The organism is Rhodococcus sp. (in: high G+C Gram-positive bacteria) (assembly GCF_049286785.1).
In the GTDB taxonomy this organism is placed as follows: domain Bacteria; phylum Actinomycetota; class Actinomycetes; order Mycobacteriales; family Mycobacteriaceae; genus Rhodococcus_F.
Genome location: NZ_JBAQEO010000105.1, coordinates 1 through 2,360 on the forward strand (window position 1 = coordinate 1; position 2,360 = coordinate 2,360).

General features: G+C 66.7%; 6 protein-coding genes. All 6 read left to right on the forward strand.

Annotation, left to right across the window (positions count from 1 at the left end; genetic code table 11):
* On the forward strand, positions 1–228 hold a 228-nt coding region (locus WAW17_RS04060), incomplete at its 5' end, for a hypothetical protein (protein WP_422331727.1).
* A complete protein-coding gene (gvpJ, locus tag WAW17_RS04065) occupies positions 225–629 on the forward strand; it encodes a gas vesicle protein GvpJ (RefSeq protein WP_422331728.1) in 405 nt (134 codons plus the stop codon). The genes WAW17_RS04060 and gvpJ, both read left to right, overlap by 4 nt.
* The gene (locus WAW17_RS04070) at positions 629–1,417 is read left to right on the forward strand and encodes a GvpL/GvpF family gas vesicle protein (RefSeq protein WP_422331729.1); all 789 of its coding nucleotides are present in this window, start codon (positions 629–631) and stop codon (positions 1,415–1,417) included. The genes gvpJ and WAW17_RS04070 overlap by 1 nt, the downstream gene beginning before the upstream one ends.
* Before the next feature lie 3 nt (positions 1,418–1,420).
* On the forward strand, positions 1,421–1,678 hold the full coding sequence (locus tag WAW17_RS04075; RefSeq protein WP_422331730.1) for a gas vesicle protein GvpG: 258 nt from the start codon (positions 1,421–1,423) through the stop codon (positions 1,676–1,678).
* Between the two features lie 4 nt (positions 1,679–1,682).
* Positions 1,683–1,973 (forward strand): gas vesicle protein, encoded by a 291-nt coding sequence (locus tag WAW17_RS04080; RefSeq protein WP_422331731.1) that lies wholly within the window; start codon positions 1,683–1,685, stop codon positions 1,971–1,973.
* On the forward strand, positions 1,970–2,360 hold a 391-nt coding region (locus tag WAW17_RS04085; RefSeq protein WP_422331732.1), incomplete at its 3' end, for a gas vesicle protein. The genes WAW17_RS04080 and WAW17_RS04085, both read left to right, overlap by 4 nt.

Here is a 2,360-nt window from a genome sequence, read left to right on the forward strand (position 1 = left end):
GAACCGGACGAAGCAGAACCGGACGAAGAGGAGGAACTTGACGAAGAAGAGGAACCCGACGAAGAAGAGGAACCCGACGAAGAAGAGGAACCCGCGGAGTCGGACGAGGAAGTAGACGTCGAACCGGAGCCGGAGGAACCGGAACGGCCCAGGCGACGGGCTCGCACCCGGCGCAGCGAATCGGAGTCCGCCCGTCCAGCGAGCCGGAAGCGAGGAGCGCGCGCATGACTACGGCGATACAACCCGCAGGAGGCGGGGGAGGTGCTGGCGGCGGGCCGAGTTCGAGCAGCCTGGCCGACGTGGTCGACACGATCCTGGACAAGGGCCTCGTGATCGACGCCTACGTGCGACTCTCGCTCGTGGGCATCGAGTTGGTGACCATCGACGCACGCATCGTGGTGGCCAGTGTCGACACGTATTTGCGTTTCGCGGAGGCGGTGAACCGGCTCGAGATCGGGTCGGAGCCCGAGGGGTTGACCGACGTGGTGCAGGACGTGACCGAGGGCGGCGCCAAACACAAGACGAAGGGTGCGCTGGATGCGGCCGGGGAGAAGCTCGGTGAGCTGCTCGGCGGACAGGAGGCGCAGCGTGAACCCGCGCCTCGGCGGTCCGGCGGGAGGGAGAAGTGATGTCGGGTCCGGACCAGACCACCGAGGCCCCCGAACGGGCACGCACCTCCGGGGTCTACGTGTACGGCATCGTGCCGGCGGATGTGGAAGCCGAGACGGACGCCACGGGTGTTGCGGACGGCGCCGTGAGTACCGTGCGGCACGGCGATATCGCGGCGCTGGTCAGCGAGATCGAGATCGACCGGGCGCTCGGCACACCGGAGGATCTTCGCACGCACGCACGCATCCTCGACGGGACGTCCCGTGTGGCGCCGGTGCTTCCGTTGCGGTTCGGTGCCGTCCTGACCGACGCCGAAGCGGTGAAGGACGAACTGCTCGCAGAACATGAAGAACAGTTTGCCGCGGCCCTGAAGGAACTCGAGGGCCACGCCCAGTACGTCGTGAAGGGCCGGTACGTCGAAAACGCGATCCTGGCCGAGATCCTGGCCGAGAACGAGGACGCGGAACGGTTACGACAGGAGATCCGGGACAAACCCGAAGACGCCACCCGGGATGCCCGGATGGCGCTCGGTGAACTGATCAACAATACGATCGCGGCCAAGCGGGAGGCGGATACGCAGAAAGTGATCGAGGCGCTCACACCGCTCGCCGCGTCGATCAACGTACGCGAACCCACGCATGAGAAGGACGCCGCGCAGGTGGCGGTTCTCGTCGAGGTGGCCCGCCAAAAGGAACTCGAGCAGACCGTCGGTGATCTGGCCCAGGACTGGGAGAGTCGCGTGGAGATGCGCGTACTCGGCCCGCTGGCGCCGTACGACTTCGTGGTCACCCAGAAACCGGAGGGCTGAGAAATGGGTCTGATCACCTTCATCGCCACTCTCCCGTTGGCGCCGGTGCGCGGAGTGATTGCACTGGCGGAGGTAATCCAGCGGCAGGTCGAGGAGGAACTGCACAATCCCGCGAGCGTGCGCCGGGATCTGGAGGAACTCGAGGAAGCCCGCGCCCGCGGTGAGATCTCCGCGGAGGAGGAAGAGCAGGCGCAGCAGGAGATCCTCAACCGGTTGACGCCCCCGCCGCAGGAGCGACCACCCACATCGGAGAAGGAGTGACGCGATGGCCGAGGACGAGCCCGCGCAGCTGTCGGCCCCGGCCGTCGCCCAGGTCGCGCTTCGTGAGATCACCGAGCTGACCGGTAAGGAGACACTCGGTGCGACGTCGGTGATGCCCAGCGACGCCGGGTGGACGGTGGAGGTGGAGGTGCTCGAAGACCGGCGCATCCCGTCGTCGGCGGACATGCTGGCCCTGTACGAGGTGGTGCTGGATCTCGACGGAGCACTGTTGTCTTATCGGCGAACCCACCGCTACATGCGTGGCACCACCGCCGGGAGAGGCGATCAATCATGACCCTTGCCGGCGGCAATCAGGGCAGGGCGCCGTCCTCCGTGGGAATCGGTGGCGGAGGCGGGCAGTCGACGAATCTGGGGGACATCCTCGAGCGGGTGCTCGACAAGGGCCTGGTGATCGCGGGCGATATTCAGGTGAACCTCCTCGATATCGAACTGCTCACCATCAAGGTGCGGCTGGTCATCGCCTCGCTGGAAACCGCGAGGGAAGTGGGGATCGACTGGTGGGAGCACGACCCGTGGCTCACCGGGAAGAAGAGCCCCCTCGAGGTCGAGAACCGCCGGCTTCGCAAACGCGTCGCCGAACTCGAGGCCGATACCTCCGTGCCCGCGGTGGAGGCCGCCGAACCCGTGGAGGTGGACCGGACACGGCGGGACGATCGTGATG

Excerpts from the sequence above, each read along its gene's own strand:
- gvpJ (WP_422331728.1), top strand. The coding sequence starts at position 225 with ATGACTACGGCGATACAACCCGCAGGAGGCGGGGGAGGTGCTGGCGGC.
- WAW17_RS04070 (WP_422331729.1), top strand. The coding sequence starts at position 629 with ATGTCGGGTCCGGACCAGACCACCGAGGCCCCCGAACGGGCACGCACC.
- WAW17_RS04075 (WP_422331730.1), top strand. The coding sequence starts at position 1,421 with ATGGGTCTGATCACCTTCATCGCCACTCTCCCGTTGGCGCCGGTGCGC.
- WAW17_RS04080 (WP_422331731.1), top strand. The coding sequence starts at position 1,683 with ATGGCCGAGGACGAGCCCGCGCAGCTGTCGGCCCCGGCCGTCGCCCAG.